This is a genomic window from Streptomyces sp. NPDC007157 (assembly GCF_040634235.1).
In the GTDB taxonomy this organism is placed as follows: domain Bacteria; phylum Actinomycetota; class Actinomycetes; order Streptomycetales; family Streptomycetaceae; genus Streptomyces.
On the sequence record NZ_JBEYFE010000006.1, the window covers coordinates 422,289 to 447,676 of the forward strand.

Genomic DNA, 25,388 nt, shown 5'->3' on the forward strand with positions numbered 1-25,388 from the left:
CCCGCCAGGCAAGGATCTCAGCGTAGCGCTCTGGGCACGGAATGTGCCGCCCGTTACCGGAACGAGCCCGAACGCTTCACGGGAATACCCCAGGGGGGTATATATGTCGGTGTCTCAAGAAGGATCCGCACCTGACACCGGGGATCAGCCATGGACCACGACCACACCCTTCACGAGCACCACGAGCGCCACGAACACGACGAGCACGCGGAACAGCCCCACGCGCACCACGAAGCACACGGGACACACGGGACACACGGGGCACACAGGGCACACGGCACGCACGGCCCCGCCGGCGCCTCCTGGGCCATGGCCGTCCAGGCGACGCTGCACTGCCTCACCGGCTGCGCCATCGGCGAGGTGCTCGGCATGGTCGTCGGCACGGCCTTCGGCTGGGGGAACCTGCCGACCACGCTGCTGGCGATCGTGCTGGCGTTCTTCTTCGGCTACTCGCTCACCATGCGCGGAGTGCTGAGGGCGGGCGTCGACCCGCGCACCGCGCTGCGGGTGGCGCTGGCCGCGGACACCCTCTCGATCGCCGTGATGGAACTGATCGACAACGGCACGATCCTGGTCTGGCCGGCCGCGATGGACGCCCAGCTGGGTGACGCGCTGTTCTGGGTCTCGCTGGCCGTCTCACTGGTGATCGCGTTCGTGGTGACGACCCCGGTCAACAAGTGGACGATCGGCCGGGGCAAGGGGCACGCGGTGGTGCACCGCTACCACCACTGACCCCGCCTCCGAGAACTCAGAGTTCCGGACCGTCCCCCGGCCCCTCCTGGTAGGAGTAGCGCTGCTCCTTCCAGGGGTCGCCGAGGTTGTGGTAGCCGCGCTCCTCCCAGAAGCCGCGGCGGTCGGCCGTCATGTACTCGATGCCGCGGACCCACTTGGGACCCTTCCAGGCGTACAGCTGCGGGACGACCAGACGCACCGGGAAGCCGTGCTCGGCGGTGAGGAGTTCGCCGTCCTTGTGGGTGGCGAAGATCGTGCGGTCGGTGGCGAAGTCCGTGAGGCGCAGGTTGGAGCTGAAGCCGTACTCCGCCCACACCATCACATGGGTGACATCGGGGGCGGGCGGCGCGAGCTCCAGGACGGTCCACGCCGGGATCCCGCCCCACTCGGCGCCCAGCATGCTGAACTTCGTCACGCAGTGCAGGTCGGCGACCACGGTGGTGTACGGCAGGGCCGTGAACTGCTCGTGGTTCCAGGTGTGCGGGCCCGCTTCGGCGGTGGCGCCGAAGACCCTGAACTCCCAGCGCTCGGGACGGAACTTGGGCACCGGGCCGTAGTGGGTGACCGGCCAGCCGCGCTGCAGCCGCTGCCCCGGCGGAAGCCCGGCTCCCGCGGCTTGTCTCGACGCGCGTTCCACCGGATGACCCATGCCTTCCATCCTGACAGACCACGGGTGGTGCACCTGACCACACAGTTCCCGCAAAAATCACAGAAGCGATCAACTGGCACCAAACATGCCCTTACTTACTAAGTACGCACTTACTGGACGATCTTCTGTGCCGGTGCAATCATGCGCCGCACACACCCAGTGCGTCCCCCCACGTAACCCATGCGGAAGGAGCCTCTGCGATGCAGGGCGACCCCGAGGTCATCGAATTCCTCAACGAGCAGCTCACGGGTGAGCTCACCGCGATCAACCAGTACTTCCTGCACGCGAAGATGCAGGAGAACTTCGGCTGGTACAAGCTCGCCAAGTACACCCGGCACGAGTCGTTCGACGAGATGAAGCACGCCGAGGTGCTCACCGACCGGATTCTGTTCCTGGAGGGACTGCCCAACTACCAGCGGCTCTTCCACGTGCGGGTCGGGCAGACCGTCAAGGAGATGTTCGAGGCGGACAGGCAGGTCGAGGTGGAGGCCATCGACCGCCTCAAGCGCGGGATCAAGGTGATGCGCGAGAAGGGCGACATCACGTCCGCGAACATCTTCGAGTCCATCCTGGAGGACGAGGAGCACCACATCGACTACCTCGACACCCAGCTGGACCTGGTGGAGAAGCTCGGCGAGGCGCTCTACATCTCGCAGATCATCGAGCAGCCCGAGAGCAGCTGAGTCACGCGGCTTCGTCGAGCGCGTCGAACCCGTCGGGCTCGGCGAGATCGGCGGTAAGCACCGGGCGGCCCTGGTCGGCCAGCTCCCGGCGGGGACAGGCGCCCCGACCGAGAATCGCCTGGATGCGACGGACGCACGAACCGCAGTCCGTCCCCGCCTTGCAGGCGGACGCTATCTGGCGAGGGGTACAGGCCCCGCCCTCCGCGTGCTTCTTGACCTGGGCTTCGGTCACCCCGAAACAGCTGCAGACGTACACGCGGATTCACCTCCCGCCGGGATCGATCAGTGGTGCCGTCCCGACTGGTCGGTGAGGCAAACCTAACCTTACCCATCACCCGGCGAGTGCAAAAGTGGAGTGGGGCGCGGATCGTATGTGATCCGCGCCCCACTTCTCGCGAGACTCCCCGCGAGGCCGCCTACTGGTCGCGGTACATCTCCGCGACCAGGAACGCCAGGTCGAGGGACTGGCTGCGGTTCAGGCGCGGGTCACAGGCCGTCTCGTAACGCTGGTGCAGGTCGTCGACGAAGATCTCGTCGCCGCCGCCCACGCACTCGGTGACATCGTCACCGGTGAGCTCGACGTGGATGCCGCCCGGGTGGGTGCCGAGCGTCTTGTGGACCTCGAAGAAGCCCTTGACCTCGTCGAGCACGTCGTCGAAGCGGCGGGTCTTGTGGCCGGAGGCCGCCTCGAAGGTGTTGCCGTGCATCGGGTCGGTCACCCAGGCGACGGTGGCGCCCGAGGCGGTGACCTTCTCGACCAGCTCGGGAAGCTTGTCGCGGACCTTGTCCGCGCCCATCCGGACGACGAAGGTCAGCCGGCCGGGCTCGCGGTCCGGGTCGAGGCGGTCGATGTACTTCAGCGCCTCCTCGGCCGTCGTCGTCGGGCCGAGCTTGAGGCCGATCGGGTTGCGGATCTTGGACGCGAACTCGATGTGCGCGCCGTCCAGCTGCCGGGTGCGCTCACCGACCCACACCATGTGCGCCGAGACGTCGTACAGCTTGCCGGTGCGGGAGTCGACCCTGGTCAGGGCGGACTCGTAGTCCAGCAGCAGCGCCTCGTGCGAGGAGAAGAACTCGACCGTCTTGAACTCCTCGGGCTCCGCGCCGCAGGCCTGCATGAAGTTCAGCGCGTTGTCGATCTCGCGGGCGAGCTGCTCGTAGCGCTGGCCCGACGGGGAGGACTTCACGAAGTCCTGGTTCCACGCGTGCACCTGGCGCAGGTCCGCGTAACCGCCGGTGGTGAAGGCACGCACCAGGTTCAGCGTGGAGGCGGACGCGTTGTACATCCGCTTCAGCCGCTCGGGGTCCGGGACGCGGGAGGCCTCTTCGAACGCGAAGCCGTTGACGGAGTCGCCCCGGTAGGTCGGCAGCGTCACCCCGCCACGGGTCTCGGTCGACTTGGAGCGCGGCTTGCTGTACTGGCCGGCGATCCGGCCCACCTTCACCACCGGGACGGACGCGGCGTACGTCAGCACGGCGCCCATCTGGAGGAGGGTCTTGAGCTTGTTGCGAATCTGGTCGGCCGACACCGCGTCGAAGGCCTCGGCACAGTCGCCGCCCTGGAGGAGGAACGCCTCTCCCTTGGCGACCGCCGCCATCCGGGCGCGCAGCTGGTCGCACTCGCCCGCGAAGACGAGCGGCGGATACGACTCCAGCTCCGCAACGACTGTGCGCAGAGCCTCGGGGTCGGGGTACTCGGGCTGCTGCGCCGCGGGCAGGTCTCGCCAGGTGTTGCCGGCGCTCGGGCCGGTCTTAGCGTTCACGGTCACCCCGTAAACATTACGGGGTCGTGTCGACTGTTTTTTCCCTGGCTCGACTGGTGAGACGCAGTGATTGTCCTGTGGACGGAGGGAGGGGTGCGGTACGGTATGCGCATGTTCGCGCTTTCGAACCAGAACTGGTGGTGGACCGCTTCTCCGGCGGCCCACTGACTGCGCGTACGCAAGACTTCGCGAAGGCCGCCCGAGGGGCGGCCTTCGGCGTTTCCGGGGCCGTTCCTCTCCCACCTGCAAGGGATCGCAGAGGAATCATGGATCTGACCCAGCTGCTCCACGACGACCGCCCGTTCGCCCTGCTCCGCCGCCGTACCCCCGGCCACGACGAGAGCACGGTGGAGGTGCTGCTCGGCCCGGTCACCGCCCATGACCGGCTGGCCGCGCTGCCCGAGGAGGGGCTCGCCCTGGTGCCTTTCCGCCAGATCCGCGAGCGCGGCTTCGACGTCCGCGACGACGGCACGCCCCTGCTGGTCCTCACCCCCGAGGAGACCCACACCCTGCCGCTGGCGGACGCCCTGGCCCAGCTGCCCGCGCACGCGGTGCGGGTCGAGGACGGGGGCTTCGACGTCGACGACGAGGAGTACGCGGAGATCGTCGGCCGGGTGCTGCGCGAGGAGATCGGCCGGGGCGAGGGCGCGAACTTCGTGATCCGGCGGACGTACCAGGGCCGGATCCCGGACTTCGGCCGGGCCGACGCGCTCGCGCTGTTCCGGCGGCTCCTGGAGGGCGAGCGGGGCGCGTACTGGACGTTCGTGGTGCACACCGGGGACCGGACCCTGGTCGGCGCCAGTCCCGAGGTGCACGTCCGGATGTCCGGCGGCACGGTGGTCATGAACCCGATCAGCGGGACGTACCGCTATCCGGCCGAGGGGCCCACCCCGGAGCATCTGCTCGGCTTCCTCGCCGACGGCAAGGAGATCGAGGAGCTGTCGATGGTCGTCGACGAGGAGCTCAAGATGATGTGCACGGTGGGCGACATGGGGGGCGTGGTGGTCGGGCCCCGGCTCAAGGAGATGGCTCACCTCGCGCACACGGAGTACGAACTGCGCGGCCGGTCCTCGCTGGATGTCCGGGAGGTCCTGAAGGAGACCATGTTCGCGGCGACCGTCACGGGCTCGCCGGTGCAGAACGCCTGCCGGGTGATCGAGCGCCACGAGGTCGGGGGGCGCGGCTACTACGCGGGTGCGCTGGCCCTGCTCGGCCGGGACTCCGGCGGCGCCCAGACCCTGGACTCCCCCATCCTGATCCGCACCGCGGACATCTCCTCGCAGGGCCGGCTGCGGGTCCCGGTCGGCGCCACGCTGGTGCGCGGCTCGGACCCGGCCGGCGAGGTCGCGGAGACGCACGCGAAGGCGGCGGGGGTCCTCGCGGCCCTCGGGGTACGGCCGGCACGGCCGCGTGCCGAGGGGACGCGGCCCCGGCTGGCCGACGACCCCCGGGTGCGGGCCGCGCTGGACGGGCGCCGGGCCGCGCTGGCGCCGTTCTGGCTGCGGATGCAGGAGCGGACCGGGGAGCTGGCCGGACACGCGCTGGTGGTGGACGCCGAGGACACCTTCACCGCGATGCTCGCGCACGTGCTGCGGGCGGCCGGGCTCGACGTCACCGTCCGGCGCTACGACGAGCCCGGGCTGCGGGCGGCGGTGCTCGCCCACGAGGGGCCGGTGGTGCTGGGCCCGGGTCCCGGTGACCCGTCCGACCTGGACGATCCGAAGATGCGGTTCCTGCGGAAGCTCACGGCGACCGTGATCCGGGAGCACCGGCACGGGGTGCTGGGCGTCTGCCTGGGACACGAGCTGATCGCGGCCGAGCTGGGCCTGGACATCGTACGGAAGGAAGTGCCCTACCAGGGGGCGCAGACGACCGTGGACCTGTTCGGGCGCCCGGAGACCGTCGGCTTCTACAACAGCTTCGTGGCCCGCTGCGAGGAGGACGCGGCGCGGGAGCTGGCGGCGCACGGCGTGGAGGTGAGCCGGGCGGCCAACGACGAGGTGCACGCCGTACGGGGGCCGGGGTTCGCCGGGGTGCAGTTCCACCCCGAGTCGGTGCTCACGCTGAACGGCGCGGCCGTGGTGCGGGAGCTGATCGGTCGGGTGCGCGGCACCAGCACGTTCGCCGCGCGGCGGCCGGCCCGGTAGTCCGGGAAGCCGTTCCGGGCGGGTCCGGCCCCGTCGGGGAGGGAGCCCGCCCGGACTCGGACTCAGCCGAAGAACACGCCGACCTCTTCGTACAGCTTCGGGTCGACGGTCTTCAGCCGGGCCGTGGCCTCCGCGATCGGCACCCGGACGATGTCGGTGCCGCGCAGCGCGACCATCTTGCCGAAGTCGCCGTCGCGGACCGCGTCGATGGCGTGCAGGCCGAAGCGGGTGGCCAGCCAGCGGTCGAAGGCGCTGGGCGTGCCGCCGCGCTGGATGTGCCCGAGGACGGTGGTCCTGGCCTCCTTGCCGGTGCGCCTCTCCAGCTCCTTGGCCAGCCACTCGCCGACCCCGGAGAGCCGCACGTGCCCGAAGGAGTCCAGCGACTCGTCCTTGAGGACCATGTCGCCGTCCTTCGGCATGGCGCCCTCGGCGACGACCACGATCGGGGCGTACGACGCCTTGAACCGGGACGTGATCCAGGCGCACACCTGGTCGACGTCGAAGCGCTGCTCCGGGATGAGGATGACGTTGGCACCGCCCGCGAGCCCGGAGTGCAGGGCGATCCAGCCGGTGTGCCGGCCCATCACCTCGCAGACCAGGATCCGCATGTGCGACTCGGCGGTGGTGTGCAGCCGGTCGATGGCCTCGGTGGCGATGCCCACCGCGGTGTCGAAGCCGAAGGTGTAGTCGGTGGCGGACAGGTCGTTGTCGATGGTCTTCGGTACGCCGACGACGGGCACGCCGTACTCGTCGGTGAGGCGGGCGGCCACGCCCAGGGTGTCCTCGCCGCCGATCGCGACGAGCGCCTCGACCTCCTGCTTGGCGAGGTTGTCCTTGATGCGCCGGATGCCGTCCTCCTGCTTCAGCGGGTTGGTCCGCGAGGAGCCGAGGATGGTGCCGCCGCGGGGCAGGATGCCGCGCACGGCGGGGATGTCGAGACGGACGGTGTCGCCTTCGAGGGGTCCGCGCCAGCCGTCCCGGAAGCCGACGAAGTCATAGCCGTACTCCTGCACGCCCTTGCGGACGATGCCCCGGATGACGGCGTTGAGCCCGGGGCAGTCGCCGCCTCCGGTCAGTACTCCGACCCGCATGGAAATGTCCCTTCGCCGCGGTTGCCTGGTGGGACTCACGCTAATGGTGATCCAGCTCACACAGGGATGGGCGCGGAAGGGCAATTCCGGTGAATTGTCGGGCGGTTGGTTTACGTCCGGGCCGCGAAGATCAGATCAGCCGCCTTCCGGACCGTCGTCGAGACCACGCTCTATGGCGTATCTGACCAGCTCCACCCTGTTGTGCAACTGGAGCTTGCCGAGGGTGTTCTGGACGTGGTTCTGGACCGTGCGGTGCGAGATGACCAGCCGCTCGGCGATCTGCTTGTAGCTCAGGCCCTTGGCGACCAGCCGCAGCACCTCGGTCTCGCGGTCGGTGAGCCGGGGCGCGTCGGGACCGCCGGCGTCCGCGGCCGGCGCCGGCTCGGAGGCCAGCCGGCGGTACTCGCCGAGCACCAGACCGGCGAGGCCCGGCGTGAACACCGGGTCGCCGACGGCGGTACGGCGGACCGCGTCCAGCAGCTCCTCGGTCGAGGCCGACTTCAGGAGGTAGCCGGTCGCGCCGGACTTCACCGCCTCCAGGACGTCGGCGTGCTCCCCGCTCGCCGAGAGCACCAGCACGCGCAACGCCGGGTTGTGGCCGACGAGTTCCTTGCAGACCTGGACACCGGGCTTGGCGGGCAGGTTGAGGTCCAGGACGAGGACGTCGGGCGCGGCCGCCTTGGCGCGGCGCACCGCCTGCTCGCCGTCCCCCGCGGTGGCGACCACCTCGAGACCGGACTCGGCCAGATCCCGGGCGACCGCGTCGCGCCACATGGGGTGGTCGTCGACCACCATGACCCTGATGCTCATCGCCGCTCCGCCTTCCCCAGGGAGACCTTCGGTACTTTCAGCTCTACTTCCGTGCCCTGCCCGGGAGTCGAGAACAGCTCGGCGCCGCCGCCGAGGTCGCGCAGCCGCCCCCGGATCGACTGGGCCACCCCGAGCCGCCCCTCCCCCTCGGCCTGGGCCAGCCGGCCCTCGGGGATGCCGGGGCCGTCGTCCCGTACGGTCACCACGATCTCGTCGGGCTCGTCCTCGACCAGGATCCAGGCCCGCGCCCCGTCCCCCGCGTGACTGCGCACATTGTCCAGGGCGGCACCGACGGCGGCCGCCAGCTCACGCGCCGCGCCCGGCGGCAGCTCCACCGGCGCCCCGGGCTCGGCCAGGCTCACCCGCGCCCCGGCGTACGGCGCGAGCAGCGCGCGCAGGTCGACGGGACCGGCGTCGTCCGGCTCCTCGACGAGGCGTACGACCGCGCCCAGGGCCGCGTCCTCGGAGGCCCGGGAGAGCGGCACCAGACCACCGGAGACCAGGGTGCGCAGCGCCACCTCCTGCTCCCCCGCCATCCGGCCCAGTGCGGCCGCCTCGCCGCCGAGGACGGCGCCGCGCCGCTGCACCATGGCGAGCACCTGGAGCACGCCGTCGTGGATGTCCCGGGCGAGCCGCTCCCGCTCCCGGGTGGCCGCCTCGATCTCCAGGGCGCGGGCCAGGGTGCGCTCGGAGGCGCGGGCCACCTCGACGACGTACCCGATGGCGATGGAGGCGACCCAGACCAGGATCACGTTGTGGACGGTGTCGCGGGCCGGGTGGCCGCGCTCGATCAGGTTGGCGGCGGCGACCGGCGTGGAGGCGAACGCGGCCCAGCGCCAGCCGCCCTTGAGGGCGTAGGCGAGGACCGAGCCGGCGGTCCATATCGACGGCAGGGTCGCGCCGCCACGGTCGATGTGGCTCTGGGTGACCACCCAGGGGGTCAGCACGATCCCGGTGAGCGCGATCGCCAGGTCGACGGCGAGGAAGCGCTTGGTGCAGGCGGCCGCGCTCTGGACGCGGGGCAGGGTCGCCAGCGTCCAGACGGCCAGGACGGCGTAGTAGGCGATCGCGACACCCGGACGGTCGTACTCGTCGTAGGCGGACGCGAACAGGCCGATCGCGTACAGCAGGGTCAGCACGCGGTAGCCGGTGAGGGCACGCCACAGGGGCAGCTCCACCGACATCCGTATGACGCGTTCCCGCTTGGTCATCTCCCCCGGTCCCCCCGGTCCCTCGGTCCCCCTCGCCGCCGGTCTAGGACTCGGCGGCCTTCTTCTCGGCCCTCGCCGCCTCCTTCTCGGCCTTGGCGGCCTCCGCGATCCGCCGCTTGGCCGCGGTCGCGTAGATGTCGACGTACTCCTGGCCGGAGAGCTTCATGATCTCGTACATGACCTCGTCGGTCACCGCGCGCAGCACGAACCGGTCGTGCTCCATGCCCTGGTAACGGCTGAAGTCCAGCGGCTTGCCGATCCGGATGCCCGGCCGCATCAGCTTGGGCATCACCTGCCCCGGCGGCTGGATCTTCTCCGTGTCGATCATGGCGACCGGGACGACCGGGGCGCCCGTCGCGAGCGCCACGCGCGCGAGGCCGCCGGGCTTGCCCCGGTAGAGACGGCCGTCGGGCGAGCGGGTGCCCTCCGGGTAGATGCCGAACAGCTCGCCGCGCTCCAGCACGTCCATGCCGCTCCGCACCGCCGCCTCACCGGCGCCGCGCCCGCCGGAGCGGTCCACCGGGAGCTGGCCGACGCCCTTGAAGAAGGCGGCCGTGAGGCGGCCCTTCACGCCGGGCGTGGTGAAGTACTCGGCCTTCGCGATGAAGGTGACCTTGCGGTCCAGCACCGCGGGCAGGAAGAACGAGTCCGAGAAGGACAGATGGTTGCTCGCCAGGATCGCCGGGCCCTCGGCCGGGACGTTCTCCAGGCCCTCCACCCAGGGCCTGAAGGTGACCTTCAGCGGTCCCCCGATAGCGACCTTCATCGCGCCGTACAACACCCGAGTGCCTCCCGTTTCCGTCGATGAGACCTTAACCCGCAGCGCCGGGAATGGCCCCGACGACCCTGGTCGGTGTCAGTGCCGTCGCGTACGGTGAAGCACATCCGAAGTCGTCGTTCGGGCCTCTCTCAGTTCCTGCCCCCTCTCACGAATTGGAGACCGAAGGTGCCGGTTCTCCCCGGAGCCGAGCCGTACCGCCATGACGGCGGGGAGGTCGGTGTCCTGCTCTGTCATGGTTTCACCGGCTCGCCCCAGTCGCTGCGCCCCTGGGCGGAGCACCACGCGGCACACGGCCTGACCGTGGCCCTCCCCCTGCTGCCGGGGCACGGCACCCGCTGGGAGGACATGCAGGTCACCGGCTGGCAGGACTGGTACGCGGAGGTGGACCGCAAGCTGCGGCTGCTGCGCGAGCGCTGCTCCCAGGTGTTCGTGGCGGGCCTGTCCATGGGCGGCACCCTGGCGCTGCGGCTCGCCGCCAAGAACGGGACGGGTGTGGACGGCGTGGTGATCGTCAACCCGGCGAACAAGGTGCACGGGCTTTCCGCGTACGCCCTTCCGGTGGCCCGGCACCTCGTCCGCACGACGCCGGGCATCGCCAGTGACATCGCCAAGCCGGGCGCCGCCGAGGTGGGGTACGACCGGGTGCCGCTGCATGCCGCGCACTCGCTGCGGAACTTCTTCCACCGGGTGGACGGCGAGCTTCCGCAGGTGACCCAGCCGCTGCTGCTGCTGCGCAGCACCCAGGACCATGTGGTTCCGGCGGTGGATTCGGCCCGGATCCTGAGCCGGGTGTCCTCCACGGACGTAACCGAGGTAGTGCTGGAACAGAGTTACCACGTGGCGACGTTGGACCACGATGCGGACCGGATCTTCGAGGAGAGCCTCGCCTTCATCGGCCGGCTCGCACCCAGTGTCGGCAAGGAAGGGACGGCCGCAGTTGGCTGAGCACGACTCCGACCGCGAGGACCGCGAGCCGGACGAGAAGGGGGTGCCCTTCGACGAGGCAGCCGCCTGGGCGGCGATCGTCGCGGGGTACGGCGACGAGCCGCCGGACCCGCCGGGCGCCTCGCCCTACAAGCCGGTGGAGGACCTGGCGCTGCCGGCCATGGAGGAGGACGCCGCCGAACCCGGGGCTGCCGAGGAGCCGCGGCCCGCGCAGCCCCTGGGCAGCTCCGTCTCCTTCGCGCCCGGGGTGGGCCCGCGTGACTACACGGCGCCGGAGCCGTCCGAGGACGACTTCGACGATGACGACGAGGGGCACTTCGTGCCGCCCGAGCCGCCACCGCTGCCGGACTCCGACACGACCGCCAGGTTCGCCTGGCTGGGCGTGGTGGGCGGTCCGATCCTGCTCCTGCTCGCGGTGCTGCTCGGCTGGGACATGACCTGGTGGCTGGCGACGCTGGGGATCGGCGGGTTCCTCGGCGGCTTCGTCACCCTGGTGACCCGGATGAAGACGGACGACGACCAGGACGACGACCCGGGGCGCGGTGCCGTGGTCTGAGACGCACCGAGACCGGGACTCCCCGCTAGGACGCCGGGATTCTGAGGGCGGCCAGGACGGGCAGGTGGTCCGTCGCCCTGGTGAGGTCGGCGTCGGTGATGCCCGGCTGCTCCAGGGGCACCCCGCAGCCGAGCACCTCGATGCCCTTCGTCGCGAAGATCGCGTCGATGCGCTGGTGGGGGTCGGTTGACCCGGAGGTGAACTCGCCGCCCCAGGGCACGGTGGTACGGCAGTCCTGGAAGGCGTCGGCCAGGCGGCGGAAGGTGCGGCCGTCGGGGCGGTCGTTCAGGTCGCCGCCGGCGATGGCGTGCTCCACGCCCATGCCGGCGACCCGGTCGAGCAGCATGCCGCTCTGCTCGTAGCGCTCCTCCTGCTGGAGGCTGAGGTGGAAGCTGGTGACGCCGAGGCGGGCGCCGCCGAAGCGGACGACCGCGGTCGCGAAGCCGCGGCGGTGCAGGCCGGGGGTGAGGGGCAGGAGCACGTCCTCGGTGCGCTCCACGGTGGCGCGCAGGTCGCAGAGGACGGCCGGTCCGGCCGCGGTCGCTCCGCCGGTGAGGATCACCAGGTCGGAGGCGGCGGCCAGGCGGGCGAGCTTCTTGCGCCAGCGGAAGAACCGGGGGGCTTCCTGGATCAGGACCAGGTCGGGGGCGCAGGCCTTGATGACACGGGCCAGGGCCTGGGTGTCGTCCCGCATGGAGCGGATGTTGTAGCTGAGGACGCGGATGACGGCGGAACCGTCGGGCTCTGTGTGGGAGTTGGGGAGCGACACGGTTGCCATGCCGTCAATTTACGACACGAGGGAGTCGGGGCGCCCGATGGGGCGGGACGCGGGGCGGGTGCGCGACCGGCCTCGTCGTGGCCGGTCGCGCTTGCGCGGCGGTAGCCGCATGTCGACTACCGCCCAGTGCCCCCGGGGTGTTGCGGTTGCCGCTCCCTGAGATTCCAGGGCGTCACATGATCGGGTCGGGCTCTCTTGCCAGGTCCGCCGCGCCCACCAGGCCTGCCTCGTTGCCCAGCTGGGCGGCGATGACCTCGGCCACCGGGCGCCAGTTGCCGCCTACCAGCCAGCGCTTGTAGGACTTGCGGATCGGGTCCAGGACCAGTTCGCCCTCGTCGGAGAGGCCGCCGCCGACGATGAAGGCGGAGGGGTCGAAGAGGGAGGCCAGGTCGGCGAGGCCGGCACCGGCCCAGCGGGCGAGCTCGCGGTAGGAGTCCACGGCGACCGGGTCGCCCTGGCGGGCGGCCATGGAGATGTGCTTGCCCTCGATGCCGTCGGGGCTGCCGTCGCCGAGGCCGAGCAGGACCTCGGCGGCCTCGGGGGTGGCGTTGGCGCGCTGCTTGGCGTAGCGGACGAGGGCGCGGCCGGAGGCGTACTGCTCCCAGCAGCCCTGCGAGCCGCAGCCGCACAGCAGCCCGTCCGGGACCATGCGGATGTGACCGAACTCGGCGGCGACGCCGAAGTGCCCGCGGCGCAGCTTGTTGCCGATGATGATGCCGCCGCCGAGGCCGGTGCCGAGCGTGATGCAGATGACGTTGCGGTGGCCCTTGCCGGCGCCGAACTTGTACTCGCCCCAGGCGGCCGCGTTGGCGTCGTTCTCCACGACCACGGGGAGGCCGACGCGGGCCTCGACCTTCTCCTTCAACGGCTCCTGGCGCCAGTCGATGTTGGGCGCGAAGTAGACCGTGGAGCGCTGCCGGTTCACATAGCCGGCGGCACCGATGCCCACGCCGACGATCTCGTGCCCGGCGCGCGCACCCTCTACGGCGGAAGCAATGGCGTCCACGATGCCCTCGGGCGTGCCCGGGGTCGGCACCTTGTGGGTCGAGAGGATGTTGCCTTCCTCATCGACCACGCCGGCCGCGATCTTCGTGCCGCCGATGTCGACGCCGATGGTGAGTCCCATGAATCCCTCAGTTTCGGTCGAGCCCCGCTACGGCCAACCGTACCCGAGGGGGCTGTCAGTCGAGGTCGATGCGTTCGCCGGGGCCGGGGTCGTCGCCCTTGTCGTGGCCGCCGGAGGTCCAGCGGGTCTCCTGGGTCTGGACCGCGGAGCGGTAGGCGGCGAGGAGCTCGCTGCCGGCCGCGGCCAGGTGGTCGAAGACGTCGGGGTTGCGCTCTATGACGGGCTCGACGGCGTTCTTCGCCTGCTGCACGACCTGCCGGACCACCTGCTGGGCGGCGGGCCCGGCGACCGCCCCGAGGAGCGGGGTCTGGATGCCGGAGAGCTTGTCGGCGACGGCGTCGACGAGCTTGCGCAGTTCCTCGGCGGCCGACCCCGGGGGCGGGCCGTACTGGGTGCGGCGGCGGGCCTTCTCCGACTCCAGGTCCTCGGCACAGGCCGTGGCCCACGCGTCGTCGTCGGTCGCTCGTACGTCGTCCGCGGCCTCGGAAGCGTCGGCTGTGGGGCGCTCTTCGCTCATGACGGACTCCTGACTACGGTTCGTCTCTACGACGTTACCCGAACGGGCGTACCGGATTCACCGTCAGCGCGGCCACAGATCCGGGTCCGGCGCGAAGCGCAGCCGCAGCTCGCCGTCGCGCAGCGCGGCCCCGGCGACGGTGCAGCGGCGCAGGGCCGACGGCAGCGCGACGATCCGGCGGAAGCCGCCGACGGTGATCACCAGTTCGTCGCCGCGCCGGACGAGGTCGAGGCCGTCCCGTATCGCGCCGGGCAGCGGGATGTGCCAGACGAGGACGCCGTCCTCCTCGATACGGTCGGCGACGGGCCACTCGACCGGTGCGGGCGCGATGTTGACGCCGGGCACGGCGAGCGCGGCGAGGTCCTCGGTGCCGCGCGGGTCGTGCCCGAGGTGGGGCACGGCGGTGACGTTGAACGTCTCCGCCCAGTCGTCGAGGGCCTTGCGCTGCTGCGCGACGAGGCCGTGCAGCGGGGTGTCCTCGGGCAGCACGCGGTTGGCGACCAGGGCCTCGGTGCGCAGGCCGCGCAGGGCGAGGCCGAGGCGGGCGGTGCGGACCGCGTCGGCGCCGGCCGGGCCGGGCTCGGCGACCAGGCGTACGGCGGTGTGACGGTCGGCGAGGACGGCCTCCACGGCGGCCAGCTCGACGTCCCAGCGGGCGGCCGTCTCGTAGAGCCAGTCGGCGGGCATGGGGACGCCGGCCAGCCGGCCGAGGACCGGGCGCAGGGCGCGGGCCGCCTGCCGCTCGGGCGGCAGCAGCCGGCGCAGATAGCGGCGCAGTTCCTCGGGGAGGGCGAGCAGGGCGAGGGCGTGCGGGGCGGGCGGGAGGTCCACGACGAGCAGCTCGTACCGCTCGGAGAGGGCGGCGTCGCGCAGGGCGCGCAGGAGGGACAGCTCCTCGGCGCCGGGCAGCGGGGTGAGCTCCTCGGCGTCCAGGCGGGAGGCGCCCAGCAGGTCGAGGACGCCGGCGGCGCGAGTCTGGAAGTCGGTGAGGTCCTCCCGGAACCGGGCGGCCGCGTCGGGGCGCCAGACGGTGAGGGTGGGGGTGACCTGTCTAGGCGCCGGTCCTGTCGCCGTGCCCAGGGCCGCGCCGAGGGTGTCCGTGCGGTCGGCGCCGAGCAGGAGGGTCGGAGTGCCCTCGCCCGCGGCGCGCAGAGCGGTGGCCGCGGCGACGGCCGTACGGCCGCTGCCGCCCGGCCCGGTGATCAGGATGGTGCGCATGAGGGTGAACCGTAACGGACGTCCAGGTGGGCCCTCGCTACAGCGGGCGTAGGCAGGTGTCACTCACCGGCGTCGGCAGGGTGCCGCTGCCCGCAGCTATGGAGCTGACGCGACCGCAGCGCCCCGACAGGGGCGCGGGGAACTGCGCGGCCGGCCACGACGGACCCGCAGCCGGGAGACCACGGGTACCCCCGCGGCGGGTCCCTACTTCTCCCCCGACTCCACCCTCTTCTTCAGCCCCGCGAGCGCCCGGTCGATGATGACCTTCTCGGCCTTGCGCTTGATCATGCCGAGCATCGGGATCTTGACGTCCACCGTCAGCAAGTACGTGACCTCGGTCGAACCCGCGCCCGCCGGCTTCAGCAGGTACGACCCGTCCAGCGACCGCAGCATCTGGGACTTCACCAGCGTCCAGGACACCTCGTTGTCACCGGTCCACGTGTACCCGAGCGTCTGGTCGTCCTTGATCGCACCCGCGTCCATGACGAGGCGGACCTGCTCGGCCCGGCCCTTGGCGTCGGTCTTCAGCACCTCCGCCTCCTTCACCTCACCGGTCCAGTCCGGGTAACGGGCGAAGTCGGCGATCACCGCCATGACGTCGGCCGGGGCCGCCTCGATCGTGATGCTCGAGCTGGTGTGTTCCGCCATCGCCGTGGCTCCTCCAGATGCGGGCCGGTGAGACCGGTACAAGGGGTCTCCGTGCGCGAGCGTGCGCACGCGTGTGCAGCGTGAAGGCTACCGCGCGTCCGACCAGGCGACTTCACCCCCGTCCGGGGCCGTCGTCACCATTCCAGCGCCCAGGGCCGGCCGGTACCGGCGAAGTGCCCGACGTTCACGCACTCGGTGGCCCCGATCCGCATCCGCTTCACCAGTGGCTGGTGGACATGTCCGAAGAGCGAGTAACGCGGCCTGGTGCGCCGGATCGCGTCGAGCAGCGCCCGGCTGCCCCGTTCGAAACGGCGCGCCACCGTGTCGTACACCAACTCCGGCACCTCCGGCGGAATGTGCGTGCACAGCACGTCGACCTCGCCGAGCGCCTCGATCTTGGCCGCGTACTCCTCGTCGGAGACCTCGTAGGGGGTGCGCATCGGCGTCCGCAGCCCGCCGCCCACGAAGCCGAAGACCCGGCCGCCGATCTCCACCCGCTGCCCGTCGAGGATTCTGGTGCCCGGTCCCGCGTACTCCGGCCAGAGCGGTGGGATGTCGACATTGCCGTAGGTGGCGTACGTCGGGGTCGGGAACGCCGCGAACATCTCGGCGTACTGCTTGCGCACCGCCTTCTCGATCGCGGTCGCCCGGTCCATGCCGATCCCGCCCCACAGCCGGGCACCCAGCTCCCGGGCCTCCTCGAAGCGGCGGGCGGTGCGGAGTTCGACGAGGCGGTCGGCGTTCTCGACGCCGAACAGGTCCGGGAAGATGCCGCGCGAGTGGTCGGCGTAGTCGAGGAAGAGGACCAGGTCGCCGAGGCAGATCAGGGCGTCGGCGCCGTCACCGGCTCTGGCCAGGTCACGGGCGTTGCCGTGGACGTCGCTGACCACGTGGACGCGGGTCGTTCGGTTGCCGGAGGGTGTGGCTGCCATGGTGATCAAGCGTAGGCCTGTGCGGCAAACGTGAACAGGCGGTGGCCGGACCTGGGGTTACTGGTCAGTCACTAAAGCCGTGGACTACCGTACGCGAAGGAACACCAACCTGTGTGACGCACCGAACATCTCGCCGGGACCCCCTGTCGAAGAGGCCATACCGACGGGTAACGTCCGGGCAGTCCAGTCGTGCTCAGGATTTCAACCAACGGATCATGTGGCCCGTGGCGAAGCCCTGAGTACCTGCCCGAGCCTTGGACCGCACCGTCGCATCGCACAACGTCGTGGCGTCGGCGCCCTATGAGGAGCAGCAGTCTTGCGCGAGTTCAGCCTTCCGGCTTTGTACGAGGTCCCCGCGGACGGCAATCTGACCGACATCGTCCGCAGAAACGCCGCGCAGCATCCCGATGTCGCCGTCATGGCCCGCAAGGTCGACGGTGTGTGGCAGGACGTGACCGCCACCACCTTCCTGACCGAGGTGCACGCGGCCGCCAAGGGCCTCATCGCCTCCGGCGTGCAGCCGGGCGACCGGGTCGCCCTGATGTCCCGCACCCGCTACGAGTGGACGCTCCTCGACTTCGCGATCTGGTGCGCCGGCGCGGTCACCGTGCCGGTGTACGAAACCAGCTCGCCGGAGCAGGTGCAGTGGATCCTCAGCGACTCCGGCGCGACCGCCTGTGTCGTCGAGCTCGACACCCATGTGGCCGCCGTCGAGTCGGTGCGCGAGACGCTGCCGGCCCTCAAGCACGTCTGGCAGATCGAGGCCGGCGGCCTGGAGGAGCTGGGCCGGCTCGGCCAGGGCGTCACGGACGCGACCGTCGAGGAGCGCAGCTCGCAGGCGAAGGCGGACGACCCGGCGACCATCGTCTACACCTCGGGGACGACGGGCCGTCCCAAGGGGTGCGTCCTCACCCACCGCAACTTCTTCGCCGAGTGCGGCAACATCGTGGAGCGCCTGCGTCCGCTGTTCCGCACCGGTGAGTGCAGTGTGCTCCTCTTCCTTCCGCTCGCCCACGTCTTCGGCCGGCTCGTGCAGATCGCCCCGATGATGGCGCCGATCAAGCTGGGCTGTGTCCCGGACATCAAGAACCTCACCGACGAGCTGGCCGCGTTCCGGCCGACGCTGGTCCTCGGCGTCCCGCGGGTCTTCGAGAAGGTCTACAACTCGGCGCGCGCCAAGGCGCAGGCGGACGGCAAGGGCAAGATCTTCGACAAGGCCGCGGACACCGCGATCGCGTACAGCAAGGCACTGGACACGCCGTCGGGCGCGTCCCTCGGGCTGAAGATCAAGCACAAGACCTTCGACAAACTCGTCTACAGCAAGCTGCGCGCGGTGCTCGGCGGCCGGGGCGAATACGCGATTTCCGGCGGCGCCCCCCTGGGCGAGCGCCTGGGTCACTTCTTCCGCGGCATCGGCTTCACGGTCCTGGAGGGCTACGGCCTGACCGAGTCCTGTGCCGCGACCGCGTTCAACCCCTGGGACCGGCAGAAGATCGGCACGGTCGGCCAGCCGCTGCCCGGTTCGGTGATCCGGATCGCGGACGACGGCGAGGTGCTGCTGCACGGCGAGCACCTGTTCCGGGAGTACTGGAACAACCCCGGCGCGACCGCCGAGGCGCTGGCCGACGGCTGGTTCCACACCGGCGACATCGGCACCCTGGACGAGGACGGCTACCTCAGGATCACCGGCCGCAAGAAGGAGATCATCGTCACCGCGGGCGGCAAGAACGTCGCCCCGGCCGTGATCGAGGACCGCATCCGCGCGCACGCGCTGGTCGCGGAGTGCATGGTGGTCGGCGACGGGCGGCCGTTCGTGGGCGCGCTGGTCACCATCGACGACGAGTTCCTGGGCCGCTGGGCGGCCGAGCACGGAAAGCCGGCGGGTTCCACCGCGGCGTCGCTGCGTGACGACCCGGATCTGATCGCGGCGATCCAGGACGCTGTCGACGACGGCAACGCCGCGGTGTCGAAGGCGGAATCGGTGCGGAAGTTCCGCATTCTGTCCTCCCAGTTCTCGGAGGAGTCGGGCCACCTGACGCCGTCCCTGAAGCTCAAGCGCAATGTGGTGGCGAAGGACTACGCGGACGAGATCGAGGCCCTCTACCAGAAGTAGGGCGGCACTTGACCGAGCTGTCCGCTCACGTCTGCGCTCACAGGTCCTCGGCGAGAACCCGTTCCATCGTCCGCTCGGCGAGCGCGGTGATGGTCACGAACGGGTTCACGCCGATGTTCCCGGGCACCAGCGAGCCGTCCGTGACGTACAGCTTCGGATACCCCTTCACCCGGCCGTAGTCGTCGGTCGCCTTGCCCAGCACGCAGCCGCCCAGCGGGTGGTAGCAGAAGTCGTCCGCGAACACCTTGCTGGACGAGCCGAACAGGTCGTACCGGTAGATCGTGGCGTTGGCCAGGTTGATCCGGTCGAACAGTTTCCTGGCCATGGCGACCGAGACCGCGCTCTGGGCCGCGGTCCAGCCCAGCTTCACCCCGTCGCTCGCGGAGTCGTAGGTGAAGGAGGCCCGTTGCGGGTTCTTGGTGATCGCCAGGTACAGGCTGACCCAGGTCTCGAACCCGATGGGCAGCGGGGCGATCTCCGCGAAGACCGGGTTGTCGGTGTTGGCCCAGTCGTCGATGCCCATCACCGGCATGGTCGCCTGGTTGGCGCCGGTGGTGTCCCAGATGTGGTTGGCGCGCCCGAGCATGGTGTTGCCGTTGGTGCTCCAGCCGGCGCCGACACTGGCGTTGAGCGCGGGCAGCGCCCCGGTGTCCCGGGCCCGTACGAGCAGTTCGGTGGTCCCGAGGCTCCCGCCGCCCAGGAACAGGTAGGTACAGCTGTACTGCTTGCTCTCGACGACGGCCCCGGTCACGTCGATCCGGTCGACGCCGAGCAGCCAGCTGCCGTCGGTCGCCCGGCTGATGGACCGCACCTTCTCCATGGTGTGGATGGTGAGGTTGCCGGTGCCGAGGGCGGCGGCGAGGTAGGTCTTGTCGAGGCTCTTCTTGCCGTAGTTGTTGCCGTAGATGACCTCCTGGGCGAGCGCGGACCTGGTGGCGGTGCCGGCGGCTTCCTGCTGCATGTACCCGAAGTCGTAGACGTTGGGTACGAAGGTGGTCCTGAGGCCGGTGTTGGCGGCGGCCTTCCGGGAGGTCCGGGTGAACCGGTACCACTCGGTCGACTCGAACCAGGTGGCGTCGACGGTGTTGACGCCGAGCATGGAACGGGCGCGCGGGTAGTACGTGTTGTACATCGCGCTCGCGTCCACGGTCGGGAACTGCTCGGTGAAGTACGACTGGAGCGGGGTGACCGCCATCCCCCCGTTGACCAGCGAGCCCCCGCCCACACCGCGCCCGACGTACACGGACATGTTGTCGTAGTGCACCCGGTCCAGGACGCCGGGATAGGGGGTGATGTCCTTGTTGACGACGTCCAGCCAGAGGAAGCTGGCGAGCGGGGCCTCCGTGCGGGACTTGAACCACATGGATCTCTTGTCCGGGGCGGCGGTGGAGCAGAAGATCTTGCCGTCGGAGCCGGCCGTGTTCCACAGCTGCCCCATCTCGATCATCAGGGTCCGCACGCCGGCCTGTCCGAGCCGGAGCGCGGCCACGGCCCCGCCGTACCCGGAACCGACCACGATCGCGGGCGCGTTGTCGACGGCGGCCGCCTCCTCGGCGGCCTGCGCCGACTGGAGCCCGACTCGGGTGAGACCGGCCGCGGCGGCGGTCTGGAGGGCGATCATGCCCAGGATGTGACGTCTGGTCAGCTGACGCTGCATCAGTTTTGCTGTCATGCGCGCAGCATGTGCGGATTTTCCGGTTCCGCCTAGAGGTACGGCGCCCTTTGCCGCACCCCCTTGAACCTGCCTTTTACAAAAGCTCCTTGAGCCGCTCCGCCAGCAGGTCCCACCGCCACCGCTCCTCGACCCACGCCCGGCCCCGCTCCCCCATCCGCCGCCGCAGCTCCGGGTCCCCCAGCAGCACGACGATCCGCTCGGCGGCCTCCTCCACCGACCCGCCCCGCACCACCCACCCGGTCTCCCCGTCGAGCACCGCGTCGGGGGCCCCGCCGGAGTCCCCCGCCACCACCGGCAAACCGGTGGCCGAGGCCTCCAGGTACACGATGCCGAGGCCCTCCACGTCCAGCCCGCCCCGCCGGGTCCGGCAGGGCATCGCGAAGACGTCACCCGCGCCGTAGTGCGCGGGCAGCTCGGCCCACGGCACGGCCCCCGTGAACCGCACCGACGCCTCGACCCCCGTCTCCCGGGCCAGCCGCCGCAGCTCCTTCTCGTACGGGCCACCGCCCACGATCAGCAGCACCGCGTCCGGCTGGGCGGCCAGGATCAGCGGCATCGCGAGGATCAGCGTGTCCTGCCCCTTGCGCGGCACCAGCCGCGACACGCACACGACCACCGGCCGGTCGCTCAGCCCCAGCCGTGCCCGCACCTCCGCGCCCCCGGACCCGGGATGGAACGTCTTCTCGTCCACCCCCGGCGGCAGCTGTACCATCCGTCCGGCCGCGGCCGGACCGAGCGCGGGGGCGATCCGCGAGCGGGTGTACTCGCCGAGATACGTGATCGTGTCGGTCGCCTCGCCGATCCGCCCGAGCAGCTGCCGGGCGGCGGGCAACTGGGCCCAGCCCGCCTCGTGCCCGTGGGTGGTGGCGACCAGCCGCTGTGCCCCGGCCTTCCGCAGCGCCGGCGCCATCAGCCCGAGCGGAGCCGCCGCCCCGAACCACACGGAGGTGCAGCCGTGCTCCCGGAGCAGCCCGACCGCCGTCCGGGTCGCCCCCGGCGTGGGCAGCAGCATCGTCGTACGGTCGCGTACGACGGTGAAGGGCTGCTCCGCGTCGAACGCGGCGGTGGCCAGGGCGCCCTCCCGGCTCCGCTTCCACGTGGACGCGTAGACGACGAGCCGCTCCGGGTCCAGCCGCAGGGCCATGTTGTGCAGAAAGGCCTGGATACCGCCCGGCCGGGGCGGGAAGTCGTTCGTCACGATGAGGGTCTTGTGCATCGCGGCCGACCTTACCCGCACAGTGTGTTCGGCCGTGCTTCATGGCCGTCGCACAGCCCGGCGGGAGATCATGTGGCGCACTCCCAGGCAGGGCGACGGACAGGGGCTCAGGTGGACAGGACGGGCGAGAGGCGTGCCCTGGCGTTGCTGCTGGTCGTCTGGGGTGCCACCCGGCTGGCGCTGCTGCTGTCCGTACTGAGGGTGTTCGTGTTCCCGGGCGCGGACGTCACGACCGACGTGTCGGTGATCTACCAGGGGTGGTACGAGGTCCTCCGGCACGGAACGTTCCCTCTGGACGACGTCACCTGGCAGTACCCGCCCGCGGCCGCCCTGGCGATCCTCGCTCCCGGGCTGCTGCCCTTCCTGGACTACCCGACCGCCTTCTTCGTGCTGGCCCTCCTGGCCGACCTGGTGGTGCTCTCCCTGCTCCTCTACACGGGCCTGCGGCCCGGCCGGACCCTGCGCGGCGCCTGGATCTGGGTGCTCGGCGTGCCGCTGCTCGGGCCGACCGTCTACTCCCGCTACGACCTGATGGTCACCGCCGTCGCCGTGGCCGCGCTGCTCGCCGGAGCCCGGCACCCCCGGCTGATGGGCGCGCTGGCCGGCTTCGGCGCGATGGTCAAGGTGTGGCCGGCGCTGCTGCTGGTGGGTGCCGTACGACGCCGGGCCTGGGTGTCGGCGGTGGTCACGGCGGGGGTGGTCGGGGCGCTGTTCGCGGTGGCCATGCCCGGCGCGTTCGCCTTCCTGACCTTCCAGCGCGACCGGGGCACCGAGGTGGAGTCGCTGGGCGCGCTGGTCCTGCACATCGCCCGGCACTACGGCTGGCAGGGCGAGGTGCTGCTGAACTACGGCTCGATCGAATTCCTCGGCCCGCGGGTGAAGGCGGTGAGCGCGGCGGCCCTGGTACTGACCGCGTGCGCCTTCGGCTGGCTGCTGCTGTGGCGGCTGTGCGCGGCCCGCTTCCGGTCCCACACGCTCGCGGACGCCGCCTTCACGGCCGTCCTGATGTTCACGGTCACCAGCCGGGTGATCAGCCCGCAGTACATGGTGTGGCTGGTGGGCCTGGCCGCCGTCTGCCTCTGCTTCCGGGCCGGCCGGATGACCCTGCCGGCCGTCCTGGTCCTCCTGGCCACCTTCGTGACGGTCCTGGAGTTCCCGGTCGGCTTCTCGCACATCGTGGTGAGCGACTGGTACGGCATCACCCTGCTGCTCCTGCGCAACGGCCTGCTGGTCGCGGCGACGGTCACGGCGGCCCGGCAGCTGTGGCGCTCCACGGCGACCGAGGCAGCGGCCGCTCCGCTGCCCGCTCAGGCCGCCCGCGCGAAGCAGACCTCGGTCCCCTCCTGAGCTCGGGCCGGTTCAGTCGCCGAGCCGATCCGTCAGGTAGTCACGCCAGCGTGCGGTGAAGTCCGGCAGGGTGGTGCCGAGTTCCGTGCGCAGCGCGTCCTCGACGGCGCCCGCGCGGCCCTGGTGGGCTCCGACGGCCCGGTAGAAGGCGCCGAGCCGCTCCTCGCCCCAGTGGGCGGCGATCATCCGGCAGGCCAGCCAGCCGCCCTCGTAGGCCTCGGCCAGCTTGGTGGGGTCGTCGGTGAAGCCGAAGTCCTTGTCCACCGGGAGGTCCTCGGGCAGGTCCCCGTCCCGCACGGCGCGGGCCAGTTCCGGTGCGGCCTCGGTGGGCGTACGGCCGCTGTCGAGATAGCCGATCCAGTCGGCGTACCCCTCGGAGAGCCAGAGCGGGGTGGCGGCCGAGGTGTGGGCGCGGGTGGCGACATGGGTCGTCTCATGGGTGAGGACCACCTGCTTGCCGACCGAGCCGAGGACGGCGTACGCCTCCGGGTTGAGGATGACCCGGTCCGCCGGGGCCTGGCCGGAGCCGCCCACCTCGCCGGTGGTGACGGCGGCGATGCCCCGGTAGTTGGAGGCGGGGGCGCCCAGCAGGCCCGCCATGCCGTTCAGCGACTTGGGTACGACCAGGACCACCCGCTGGGCCCACTCCGTGCCCCAGGCCTTGGAGACCTCGGGGACGGCGGTGTCGGCGAGGCCGGCGTAGTCCCGCAGGGTGTCCCTGGACTGGCCGACGCCGAGCACCAGGCTGTGCTCGCCCTTGACGGCCGTCACGGTGCCCTGGTCCCACAGCTGCTGCCCCGACTTCCCGGCGGGCTTGTCGGCGGCGACGTACCAGTGGCCGTCGGCGGTGCGGCTGAGGGTCAGGGCGCGGTCGGTGGTGACCGGGGCCCTGTCGTAGCCCTGGATGCGGTAGCTGAGCCGGGCGTCGGCGGTGGCCTCGGCGCCGTCCGGGTGGAGGGCGGTCAGCCGGTAGCTCCAGTCCGCGAGCGGTACGGCCCGCAGGTTCGCGTACGAGTTCCGGGTGCCGGTCTCGGTGTAGGCCCGCTCGTCATGGCCGAGGACGGCGGCCGCGCGCCGGTCCAGGACCTGCTGTACCTCCGCCATCGCCGACCCGGTCGCCGCCTGCCCGCCGCCGCATCCCGTCAGCGGCAGGAGCAGCAGACACAGTCCCACCGCTCCTGAGCGCCACGCCCGCCTGCCACCAGCCACTTTCCGATCGTACGGGTCGGGGCCCGAAAGTCAGGGCCGGGTGACGGAGGAGATGGGCATCATCCCGACCGGGTCGTAGCGGACCGGGGCACCCGGGTAGGGGGCGTGGATGACCTGCCCGTTGCCGACGTACATCCCCACATGGCCGGCGTCGGAGCGGTAGACGACCAGGTCACCGGGTTGCGCCTGGGAGAGCGGTACCTGGCGCCCGGCGTAGCGCTGCTCCTGCGAGGTGCGCGGCAGGTGGATGCCGGCCTGCGCGTACGACCACTGCATCAGGCCCGAGCAGTCGAAGCCGGAGGGGCCGCTGGCCCCCCACACGTACGGCTTGCCGAGGGCGGCGCGGGCGGCGGCCACCGCGGCGGCGGCGCGGCCGTCGGGGGCGCTGACGCCGAAGAGGTCGGGCAGGTCGGCGCGGTCGGCGCCCCGGGAGGCGTGTTCGAAGGCGGCGCGGTCGGCGGCGGGCAGCGCGTTGAGCAGCCGTCGGGCCGTGGCGAGCTTCTTCTCCACGGTGGCCTTGTGGGCGGCGACCGCCGTGCGGCTGCGCTCCAGCTCGGCGAGCTCGCCGGTGGCCTCGCTGCGCTCCTGGGCGAGTTCACGCATCGCCGCCTGGAGCTCCCTGAGCTGCCCGGCCTGGCGGACGTCGATGCGGTCGAGGAGGGACGCCCGGTCGAGGTAGTCCTCGGGGTCGTCGGAGAAGAGCAGGGCGACGGTGGGGTCGATGCCGCCTGAGCGGTACTGGGCGCCGGCCAGTGAACCGAGCGTCTCCCGCATGGCGTTGATGCTCTGCTGCCGGCGGGCGATGCGGTCCTGGGAGTGGTTCACCTCGCGGCGCAGCGCATCGGCCCGCTCGTCGGCCTTGTCGTAGGCCTCGGTCGCCTCCTCGGCCTGCTGGTACAGCCGGTCCACCTCGGCGCGGGTGTGCCCCTGCGGGGCCGCGCTCGCGGGTGCGGCGCCGAGCGCGGCCGCCGCGGCGGACAGCGCACAGAGGGCGGCACCGGCGCCCCGGTTGAACCCGGACGGTGCGAGACGGCGGTGAAACCCCACGGTGGTCCTTCTGCCGGCGGACGGGTACCGCTTCCCCCGGCGCCGAGGACGGGGATGCCCCGGCACCGGAGGAAACGCGGCAGACAGTAGCCGTGCGACCACACCCCGGCCAAAGACCTCGACGGCCACGCAACGTGACGCCCCGCCGCTGACGCAGGTCACCGGCGGGGCGTGGAGTCATCTTCGGTTGTCGG

The 25,388-nt window shown here is 71.3% G+C and carries 25 protein-coding genes; 8 read left to right on the top strand and 17 right to left on the bottom strand.

From position 1 onward, the window contains the following. Positions 1 to 309 precede the first annotated feature (309 nt). Positions 310 to 732, top strand: a complete 423-nt coding sequence (locus tag ABZ642_RS14370; RefSeq protein ID WP_360482516.1) for a DUF4396 domain-containing protein — start codon at positions 310 to 312, stop codon at positions 730 to 732. A gap of 16 nt (positions 733 to 748) precedes the next feature. Here ABZ642_RS14370 and ABZ642_RS14375 read toward each other — a convergent pair whose 3' ends face one another. Further along, the gene (locus ABZ642_RS14375; RefSeq protein ID WP_360482385.1) at positions 749 to 1,381 is read right to left on the bottom strand and encodes a sulfite oxidase-like oxidoreductase; all 633 of its coding nucleotides are present in this window, start codon (positions 1,379 to 1,381) and stop codon (positions 749 to 751) included. A gap of 200 nt (positions 1,382 to 1,581) precedes the next feature. Here ABZ642_RS14375 and bfr point away from each other — a divergent pair, with 200 nt between their 5' ends. Then, positions 1,582 to 2,064 carry a bacterioferritin gene (gene bfr / locus ABZ642_RS14380; RefSeq protein WP_360482388.1) on the top strand — a complete coding sequence of 161 codons (483 nt, stop codon included), beginning with the start codon at positions 1,582 to 1,584 and terminating at the stop codon, positions 2,062 to 2,064. 1 nt (position 2,065) lies between these two features. On the opposite strand, the gene ABZ642_RS14385 is transcribed toward bfr, so the two are convergent. Both ABZ642_RS14385 and ABZ642_RS14390 read right to left on the bottom strand, forming a co-directional pair. Continuing rightward, on the bottom strand, positions 2,066 to 2,320 hold the full coding sequence (locus ABZ642_RS14385; RefSeq protein ID WP_360482391.1) for a (2Fe-2S)-binding protein: 255 nt from the start codon (positions 2,318 to 2,320) through the stop codon (positions 2,066 to 2,068). A gap of 160 nt (positions 2,321 to 2,480) precedes the next feature. Continuing rightward, complete coding sequence (locus tag ABZ642_RS14390; protein ID WP_360482394.1) at positions 2,481 to 3,833, bottom strand: class II 3-deoxy-7-phosphoheptulonate synthase; 1,353 nt, start codon at positions 3,831 to 3,833, stop codon at positions 2,481 to 2,483. Positions 3,834 to 3,938: 105 nt separating this feature from the next. Between ABZ642_RS14390 and ABZ642_RS14395 the strand changes: the two genes are divergently transcribed. Continuing rightward, on the top strand, positions 3,939 to 3,995 hold the full coding sequence (locus ABZ642_RS14395) for a trp operon leader peptide (protein ID WP_111582571.1): 57 nt from the start codon (positions 3,939 to 3,941) through the stop codon (positions 3,993 to 3,995). A 98-nt stretch (positions 3,996 to 4,093) separates the two neighbouring features. Continuing rightward, positions 4,094 to 5,974, top strand: coding sequence for an anthranilate synthase family protein (locus ABZ642_RS14400; RefSeq protein WP_360482397.1), 1,881 nt, complete (start codon positions 4,094 to 4,096; stop codon positions 5,972 to 5,974). A gap of 62 nt (positions 5,975 to 6,036) precedes the next feature. Here the strand turns inward: ABZ642_RS14400 and ABZ642_RS14405 are convergent, their stop codons facing one another. The 4 genes from ABZ642_RS14405 to ABZ642_RS14420 all read right to left on the bottom strand — a co-directional run bounded on the left by ABZ642_RS14405 (position 6,037) and on the right by ABZ642_RS14420 (position 9,852). Further along, positions 6,037 to 7,065, bottom strand: a complete 1,029-nt coding sequence (locus ABZ642_RS14405) for a 6-phosphofructokinase (protein WP_360482400.1) — start codon at positions 7,063 to 7,065, stop codon at positions 6,037 to 6,039. 135 nt (positions 7,066 to 7,200) lie between these two features. Further along, positions 7,201 to 7,875 (bottom strand): response regulator transcription factor, encoded by a 675-nt coding sequence (locus ABZ642_RS14410; RefSeq protein ID WP_360482403.1) that lies wholly within the window; start codon positions 7,873 to 7,875, stop codon positions 7,201 to 7,203. Beyond that, complete coding sequence (locus ABZ642_RS14415; RefSeq protein WP_360482406.1) at positions 7,872 to 9,086, bottom strand: DUF5931 domain-containing protein; 1,215 nt, start codon at positions 9,084 to 9,086, stop codon at positions 7,872 to 7,874. The genes ABZ642_RS14410 and ABZ642_RS14415 overlap by 4 nt, the downstream gene beginning before the upstream one ends. A gap of 43 nt (positions 9,087 to 9,129) precedes the next feature. Continuing rightward, positions 9,130 to 9,852 (bottom strand): lysophospholipid acyltransferase family protein, encoded by a 723-nt coding sequence (locus ABZ642_RS14420; RefSeq protein ID WP_360482409.1) that lies wholly within the window; start codon positions 9,850 to 9,852, stop codon positions 9,130 to 9,132. Between the two features lie 180 nt (positions 9,853 to 10,032). On the opposite strand from ABZ642_RS14420, the gene ABZ642_RS14425 reads away from it, so the two are divergent. Beyond that, on the top strand, positions 10,033 to 10,812 hold the full coding sequence (locus tag ABZ642_RS14425) for an alpha/beta fold hydrolase (protein WP_360482412.1): 780 nt from the start codon (positions 10,033 to 10,035) through the stop codon (positions 10,810 to 10,812). Next, on the top strand, positions 10,805 to 11,368 hold the full coding sequence (locus ABZ642_RS14430) for a hypothetical protein (RefSeq protein ID WP_360482415.1): 564 nt from the start codon (positions 10,805 to 10,807) through the stop codon (positions 11,366 to 11,368). Before ABZ642_RS14425 ends, ABZ642_RS14430 begins: the two co-directional genes overlap by 8 nt. Before the next feature lie 25 nt (positions 11,369 to 11,393). Here the strand turns inward: ABZ642_RS14430 and ABZ642_RS14435 are convergent, their stop codons facing one another. The 6 genes from ABZ642_RS14435 to ABZ642_RS14460 all read right to left on the bottom strand — a co-directional run bounded on the left by ABZ642_RS14435 (position 11,394) and on the right by ABZ642_RS14460 (position 16,587). After that, positions 11,394 to 12,146, bottom strand: coding sequence for an endonuclease/exonuclease/phosphatase family protein (locus ABZ642_RS14435; protein ID WP_360482418.1), 753 nt, complete (start codon positions 12,144 to 12,146; stop codon positions 11,394 to 11,396). 172 nt (positions 12,147 to 12,318) lie between these two features. Continuing rightward, the gene (locus ABZ642_RS14440; RefSeq protein ID WP_360482421.1) at positions 12,319 to 13,272 is read right to left on the bottom strand and encodes an ROK family glucokinase; all 954 of its coding nucleotides are present in this window, start codon (positions 13,270 to 13,272) and stop codon (positions 12,319 to 12,321) included. Between the two features lie 55 nt (positions 13,273 to 13,327). Continuing rightward, positions 13,328 to 13,789 (bottom strand): DUF5304 domain-containing protein, encoded by a 462-nt coding sequence (locus ABZ642_RS14445; protein ID WP_360482424.1) that lies wholly within the window; start codon positions 13,787 to 13,789, stop codon positions 13,328 to 13,330. 63 nt (positions 13,790 to 13,852) lie between these two features. Continuing rightward, complete coding sequence (locus ABZ642_RS14450; protein ID WP_360482427.1) at positions 13,853 to 15,007, bottom strand: ArsA-related P-loop ATPase; 1,155 nt, start codon at positions 15,005 to 15,007, stop codon at positions 13,853 to 13,855. Positions 15,008 to 15,211: 204 nt separating this feature from the next. Next, a complete protein-coding gene (locus ABZ642_RS14455; RefSeq protein ID WP_360482430.1) occupies positions 15,212 to 15,655 on the bottom strand; it encodes an SRPBCC family protein in 444 nt (147 codons plus the stop codon). Positions 15,656 to 15,789: 134 nt separating this feature from the next. Then, positions 15,790 to 16,587, bottom strand: coding sequence for a metallophosphoesterase (locus ABZ642_RS14460; protein WP_360482433.1), 798 nt, complete (start codon positions 16,585 to 16,587; stop codon positions 15,790 to 15,792). 316 nt (positions 16,588 to 16,903) lie between these two features. Here ABZ642_RS14460 and ABZ642_RS14465 point away from each other — a divergent pair, with 316 nt between their 5' ends. Next, positions 16,904 to 18,700: an AMP-dependent synthetase/ligase gene (locus ABZ642_RS14465; RefSeq protein ID WP_360482436.1), complete on the top strand. Its 1,797-nt coding sequence runs from the start codon at positions 16,904 to 16,906 to the stop codon at positions 18,698 to 18,700. 37 nt (positions 18,701 to 18,737) lie between these two features. Here the strand turns inward: ABZ642_RS14465 and ABZ642_RS14470 are convergent, their stop codons facing one another. Both ABZ642_RS14470 and ABZ642_RS14475 read right to left on the bottom strand, forming a co-directional pair. Then, on the bottom strand, positions 18,738 to 20,321 hold the full coding sequence (locus ABZ642_RS14470) for a GMC oxidoreductase (RefSeq protein ID WP_360482519.1): 1,584 nt from the start codon (positions 20,319 to 20,321) through the stop codon (positions 18,738 to 18,740). A 127-nt stretch (positions 20,322 to 20,448) separates the two neighbouring features. Next, the gene (locus ABZ642_RS14475) at positions 20,449 to 21,591 is read right to left on the bottom strand and encodes a glycosyltransferase family 4 protein (protein ID WP_360482439.1); all 1,143 of its coding nucleotides are present in this window, start codon (positions 21,589 to 21,591) and stop codon (positions 20,449 to 20,451) included. Positions 21,592 to 21,702: 111 nt separating this feature from the next. Between ABZ642_RS14475 and ABZ642_RS14480 the strand changes: the two genes are divergently transcribed. Next, entirely contained in the window at positions 21,703 to 22,938 is a 1,236-nt protein-coding gene (locus tag ABZ642_RS14480) for a glycosyltransferase 87 family protein (protein ID WP_360482442.1), read from the top strand. A gap of 12 nt (positions 22,939 to 22,950) precedes the next feature. Here the strand turns inward: ABZ642_RS14480 and ABZ642_RS14485 are convergent, their stop codons facing one another. Further along, positions 22,951 to 24,147, bottom strand: a complete 1,197-nt coding sequence (locus tag ABZ642_RS14485) for a hypothetical protein (RefSeq protein WP_360482445.1) — start codon at positions 24,145 to 24,147, stop codon at positions 22,951 to 22,953. Positions 24,148 to 24,177: 30 nt separating this feature from the next. Continuing rightward, complete coding sequence (locus ABZ642_RS14490) at positions 24,178 to 25,194, bottom strand: NlpC/P60 family protein (RefSeq protein WP_360482447.1); 1,017 nt, start codon at positions 25,192 to 25,194, stop codon at positions 24,178 to 24,180. Positions 25,195 to 25,388 lie beyond the last annotated feature (194 nt).

Coding starts and splice junctions, on each gene's coding strand:
- ABZ642_RS14370 (WP_360482516.1), top strand. CDS start 310: ATGGCCGTCCAGGCGACGCTGCACTGCCTCACCGGCTGCGCCATCGGC.
- ABZ642_RS14375 (WP_360482385.1), bottom strand. CDS start 1,381: ATGGGTCATCCGGTGGAACGCGCGTCGAGACAAGCCGCGGGAGCCGGG.
- bfr (WP_360482388.1), top strand. CDS start 1,582: ATGCAGGGCGACCCCGAGGTCATCGAATTCCTCAACGAGCAGCTCACG.
- ABZ642_RS14400 (WP_360482397.1), top strand. CDS start 4,094: ATGGATCTGACCCAGCTGCTCCACGACGACCGCCCGTTCGCCCTGCTC.
- ABZ642_RS14405 (WP_360482400.1), bottom strand. CDS start 7,065: ATGCGGGTCGGAGTACTGACCGGAGGCGGCGACTGCCCCGGGCTCAAC.
- ABZ642_RS14410 (WP_360482403.1), bottom strand. CDS start 7,875: ATGAGCATCAGGGTCATGGTGGTCGACGACCACCCCATGTGGCGCGAC.
- ABZ642_RS14415 (WP_360482406.1), bottom strand. CDS start 9,086: ATGACCAAGCGGGAACGCGTCATACGGATGTCGGTGGAGCTGCCCCTG.
- ABZ642_RS14420 (WP_360482409.1), bottom strand. CDS start 9,852: ATGAAGGTCGCTATCGGGGGACCGCTGAAGGTCACCTTCAGGCCCTGG.
- ABZ642_RS14435 (WP_360482418.1), bottom strand. CDS start 12,146: ATGGCAACCGTGTCGCTCCCCAACTCCCACACAGAGCCCGACGGTTCC.
- ABZ642_RS14440 (WP_360482421.1), bottom strand. CDS start 13,272: ATGGGACTCACCATCGGCGTCGACATCGGCGGCACGAAGATCGCGGCC.
- ABZ642_RS14445 (WP_360482424.1), bottom strand. CDS start 13,789: ATGAGCGAAGAGCGCCCCACAGCCGACGCTTCCGAGGCCGCGGACGAC.
- ABZ642_RS14450 (WP_360482427.1), bottom strand. CDS start 15,007: ATGCGCACCATCCTGATCACCGGGCCGGGCGGCAGCGGCCGTACGGCC.
- ABZ642_RS14455 (WP_360482430.1), bottom strand. CDS start 15,655: ATGGCGGAACACACCAGCTCGAGCATCACGATCGAGGCGGCCCCGGCC.
- ABZ642_RS14460 (WP_360482433.1), bottom strand. CDS start 16,587: ATGGCAGCCACACCCTCCGGCAACCGAACGACCCGCGTCCACGTGGTC.
- ABZ642_RS14470 (WP_360482519.1), bottom strand. CDS start 20,321: ATGATCGCCCTCCAGACCGCCGCCGCGGCCGGTCTCACCCGAGTCGGG.
- ABZ642_RS14475 (WP_360482439.1), bottom strand. CDS start 21,591: ATGCACAAGACCCTCATCGTGACGAACGACTTCCCGCCCCGGCCGGGC.